Annotated in this window: 4 protein-coding genes; 1 reads left to right on the top strand and 3 read right to left on the bottom strand. The window is 65.4% G+C overall.

Translation table 11 applies throughout. From position 1 onward, the window contains the following. Nucleotides 1–266: 266 nt before the first annotated feature. Genes dapD through argB form a run of 3 tightly spaced genes read right to left on the bottom strand, consistent with a single transcriptional unit; the run spans nucleotide 267 to nucleotide 2,769 of the window. Nucleotides 267–1,136, bottom strand: a complete 870-nt coding sequence (gene dapD / locus DXK21_RS16210; protein ID WP_114818797.1) for a 2,3,4,5-tetrahydropyridine-2,6-dicarboxylate N-succinyltransferase — start codon at nucleotides 1,134–1,136, stop codon at nucleotides 267–269. After that, nucleotides 1,133–1,843: a pyrimidine 5'-nucleotidase gene (locus tag DXK21_RS16205; RefSeq protein ID WP_114818796.1), complete on the bottom strand. Its 711-nt coding sequence runs from the start codon at nucleotides 1,841–1,843 to the stop codon at nucleotides 1,133–1,135. The genes dapD and DXK21_RS16205 overlap by 4 nt, the downstream gene beginning before the upstream one ends. Then, nucleotides 1,840–2,769 carry an acetylglutamate kinase gene (gene argB, locus DXK21_RS16200; RefSeq protein WP_114818795.1) on the bottom strand — a complete coding sequence of 310 codons (930 nt, stop codon included), beginning with the start codon at nucleotides 2,767–2,769 and terminating at the stop codon, nucleotides 1,840–1,842. The genes DXK21_RS16205 and argB overlap by 4 nt, the downstream gene beginning before the upstream one ends. A 127-nt stretch (nucleotides 2,770–2,896) precedes the next feature. Here argB and DXK21_RS16195 point away from each other — a divergent pair, with 127 nt between their 5' ends. Next, on the top strand, nucleotides 2,897–4,033 hold the full coding sequence (locus DXK21_RS16195) for a mannose-1-phosphate guanylyltransferase (protein ID WP_114818794.1): 1,137 nt from the start codon (nucleotides 2,897–2,899) through the stop codon (nucleotides 4,031–4,033). Nucleotides 4,034–4,059: the final 26 nt, after the last annotated feature.

Genomic DNA, 4,059 nt, shown 5'->3' with positions numbered 1-4,059 from the left:
GTGGCGGAGGGGGCGGAGGAGGAGGAGGTGGTGGAGGCGGCGGCGTCACTACGCCGCCCGCTGACGACCCTCCGCCGCCGCCCCCGCCGCATCCGGCCAGGGGAAAGGCCAGAAGCCCAATCACGCCGATCGAAACCGCTATGTCGCGCAGACGCTGATAGGCCACTGCTTCATCCCCTCAAACCGAGGGCGCCATTAGGCCATAATCCGCGTTCTTGACGACCCTGATTCCGAGCGTGGCCGGAGCAAAATCGCCGTTTGCAGCCCTAGTCGCGCAGCAGTTCATTCACGCCGGTCTTGGCGCGGGTCTGGGCGTCGACGCGCTTGACGATGACGGCGCAGTACAGCGACGGGCCGCCGTTCGGGTCGGGCAGGGCGCCGGGGACCACGACCGACCAGGCCGGGACCTCGCCGCGGAAGATCTCGCCGGTGGCGCGGTCGACGATCTTGGTTGAGCCCGACAGATAGACGCCCATGGCCAGGACCGCGCCTTCGCGCACGATGACGCCCTCGGCCACTTCGGCGCGGGCGCCGATGAAGCAGCCGTCCTCGATGATGGTCGGGTTGGCCTGCAGCGGCTCCAGCACGCCGCCGATGCCGGCGCCGCCGGACAGGTGGACGTTCTTTCCGATCTGGGCGCAGGAACCGACCGTGGCCCAGGCGTCGACCATCGAGCCTTCATCGACGAAGGCGCCGATGTTCACGAAGGAGGGCATCAGCACGACGTTCCTGGCGATGTGCGCGCCGCGACGGACGATGGCGCCGGGCACCGAGCGGAAGCCGGCGGCCTGATAGTCGGCGGCGCTCCAGTCGCCGAACTTGTTCGGCACCTTGTCCCAGAAGGGCCCGACGGCGACCGGATGATCAGCCGACAGCGGCAGGGTGGGGGCGTGGCCGGCGCGCATGATGACGTTGTCGTTCAGGCGGAAGGACAGCAGCACGGCCTTTTTCAGCCACTGGTGCGTGGTCCAGACGCCGTCCTCGCCGCGCGTGGCGACGCGGGCCTGACCGGCGTCGAGCAGGGCCAGGGCGGTGTCGACGGCGTCGCGCACCTCGCCGCGCGTGGCGGCGGAGACCTCGGCGCGGGCCTCCCAGGCGGCTTCGATGACGGATTCCAGATGGGTCAGGTCGGTCATTGCGGATCTCCGTCCAGCATGGCGGTGGTCAGGAAGGGGCCGACGGTGGCGGCCCGGTGTTGGATGTGCGCGCCCTCGGCCGTGAAGGCCTTGGGGCCGACCAGAACCGTGGTCATGCCCAGGACGTGAGCCGGCTCCAGGTTCCTGGGCGTGTCCTCGAAGAAGCAGGCGGTGGTCGGATCGACGCCGAACCGGGCCAGCATCTTGTCGAAGGTGCGCGGGTCGGGCTTGGGGATCAGGTCGGCGTCTTCCAGGGCGAAGACCCCGTCGAAGAAGGGCGTCAGCTCCAGCCGCTCCATCACCCGGCGGGCGTGGCCGATCGAGCCGTTGGTGAAGATCAGGCGCGGGCCGTTCAGCCGCTCCAGCGCCGCGTGCAGGCCGGGATCGGGCGTCAGCACGTCCAAAGGCACGTCGTGGACCTCGGCCAGGAAGTCGTGCGGGTCGATCTCATAGTGCATCATCAGCCCGGCCAACGATGTGCCATAGTCATGCAGATAGCCGCGCTGGACGCTGAGCGCTTCCGCTGACTCTAGACCCGAGGTCCGCACCACATACTGATTGATGCGCTGCTCGACCTGTTTCAGGAACAGGCTTTCCGGCGGGTAGAGGGTGTTGTCGAGGTCGAACACCCAGGACCGGACGTGGCGCAGGTCGGCGCCGATCTCGGTGGTCGCCGCCAGAGGCTGAGTGGTCGTTTCTGCCGTCACTTCGCCTTCACCAGCGTGCCCGCCCCGAACTCGGTGAACAGCTCGACCAGCATGGCGTGGGGGCGACGCCCGTCCAGGATGACCACAGCCTCGACGCCCGCGCGGACGGCGGCCATGGCCGTCTCCAGCTTGGGAATCATGCCGCCGTTGGCGACGCCGGTGTCGATCAGGGCTTGCGCCTCTTCCAGGTTCATCTGGCGGATGATCTCGCCGTCCGCGCCCTTCACGCCCGCCACGTCGGTCAGCAACAGCATCCGCTTGGCGCCCAGCGATCCGGCGATGGCGCCCGCCACCGTGTCGGCGTTGACGTTATAGGTCATGCCGTCCTCGGCCACCCCGATGGGGGCGATGACCGGAACCCAGTCCTCGGTTTCCGAGGCGATCAGGCCCTTGATCAGCTTGGGATCGACCTTGGTCGGCTCGCCGACGAAGCCCAGATCGACCTCGTGCTCGATCATGCTGTCGGGATCGCGCTTGGTGCGCATCGTCTTCTCGACCGTCAGCAGGCCGGCGTCCTTGCCCGACAGGCCGACGCCGCGCACGTCGGCCTCCTTGCCGGCGACGGTGATCCAGTGGGCGATCTCTTTGTTCACGGCGCCGGACAGGACCATCTCGGCCACCGACATGGTGTCCTTGTCCGTCACGCGCAGGCCGTCGACGAAGGCGGATTTGACCCCCGCCTTGTCCAGCATGGCGCTGATCTGCGGCCCGCCGCCGTGGACCACCACGGGGTTCACGCCCATCAGTTTCAGCAGCACCACGTCTGCGGCGAACTGTTTCGCCACGGCGCTCTCGCCCATGGCGTGGCCGCCGTATTTGATGACCACGGTCTCGCGATCATAGACCTGGATATAGGGCAGGGCCTCGGCGAGCGTCTTCGCCGTTTCCCAGCTGCGTTCTTCGGATTGCCGTTCGGTCTCTTTCATGATGGGCGCTCGATAGCGGCGAAGGCCGTGCGAGTCACGACAGTACCTATTGCAAGGTTATGAAACGCGCAGCGATTGTAGCCAAAACAACCCTTTCAATCGGAGGGAAGTCGGCTATCCAAGGACCATGGCTCTCTATCCTGTGATCATGTGCGGCGGTGCAGGAACCCGGCTTTGGCCGGCTTCTCGTCCGTCGCGTCCCAAACAATTCATCGCCCTGGCGGGGAACCGTTCGCTGTTTCAGGAGACCGTGCTGCGGGCGGCTCCTCTGGTGGCGGACGGGGGCTGCCTCGTCGTGGTCGGCGGTGTCGATCACAGGGCGTGGATCATGGAGCAGCTGGAGCAGATTGAGATCGACGCCCAAGTGCTGCTTGAGCCAGAAGCGCGCGATTCGGCGGCTGCAATGGCGGCCGCTGCGGTCTGGACTCATGATCGCGATCCTGAAGGGATCAACGCCTTTTTCGCGTCGGATCACCATATTCCTGACCATAAGGGTTTCAGGTCTGCGGTGATGTCAGCGGCGGATGGGGCGCGTAATTCGCGTATTGTCACCTTGGGTGTAAAGCCTACGGAGCCGTCTCCGGCCTATGGTTATATCGCGCCTACTGGACGGGGGTTGGGGCCTATCGCTGCTTTCGTGGAAAAGCCTGATCAGGCGATGGCGCGGCGATATATCCGTGATGGTTTTCTTTGGAACAGCGGCAATTTCATAGTATCTGCCGATGTTCTTCTTTCTGAACTCAGGGCGCATGCGCCAGCAGTGGAAAGCGCCGCACGCACTGCCGTTGCGACAGCCAGCCGGGGGGCTGTCTCTGTACTGGGCGACGCCTTCCGACAGGCGCCTAAGGTGTCCATCGACTACGCGGTCATGGAGAAGACGCGGTTGGCCTCGGTCCTTGAAGTCGATTTCAGCTGGTCTGACCTAGGCGCCTGGGACGCTATCGCCGCCAGTGGCGAGGGGCAGATCGGCGGCCATATCTTCGAGGATTCTGAAGGGTGTCTTGCGCGCGCTGCAGATGGGATGCTGGTGGCGGCGATCGGAGTTCGAAATCTGGCGATTATCGCTGAGCGCGATGCGGTGCTCGTGTGTGACTTGAGCCGGTCGCAAGATGTGAAAAAGGTGGTTGACCGCATCCGTCATTCTTCGCCTCAGCATGTGGACTTTAGTCGCCGCCCTGAAGAAGGATTGGAAGTCGGCGCTCGACGACTGAAGGACTGGCTGCGTTGTCGGGCTCTGAACCGCGCCGGGTTTGCCGGAGGCTGATTTTGGTTAGTTACGCGGCCATGGGT

Origin of the sequence: Brevundimonas bullata (genome assembly GCF_003350205.1) — a bacterium.
In the GTDB taxonomy this organism is placed as follows: domain Bacteria; phylum Pseudomonadota; class Alphaproteobacteria; order Caulobacterales; family Caulobacteraceae; genus Brevundimonas; species Brevundimonas bullata.
The sequence above is the reverse complement of the archived record's forward strand: the minus strand, read 5'-3'. Positions and strand labels throughout refer to the sequence as shown.

Coding starts and splice junctions, on each gene's coding strand:
- argB (WP_114818795.1), bottom strand. CDS start 2,769: ATGAAAGAGACCGAACGGCAATCCGAAGAACGCAGCTGGGAAACGGCG.
- DXK21_RS16195 (WP_114818794.1), top strand. CDS start 2,897: ATGGCTCTCTATCCTGTGATCATGTGCGGCGGTGCAGGAACCCGGCTT.
- dapD (WP_114818797.1), bottom strand. CDS start 1,136: ATGACCGACCTGACCCATCTGGAATCCGTCATCGAAGCCGCCTGGGAG.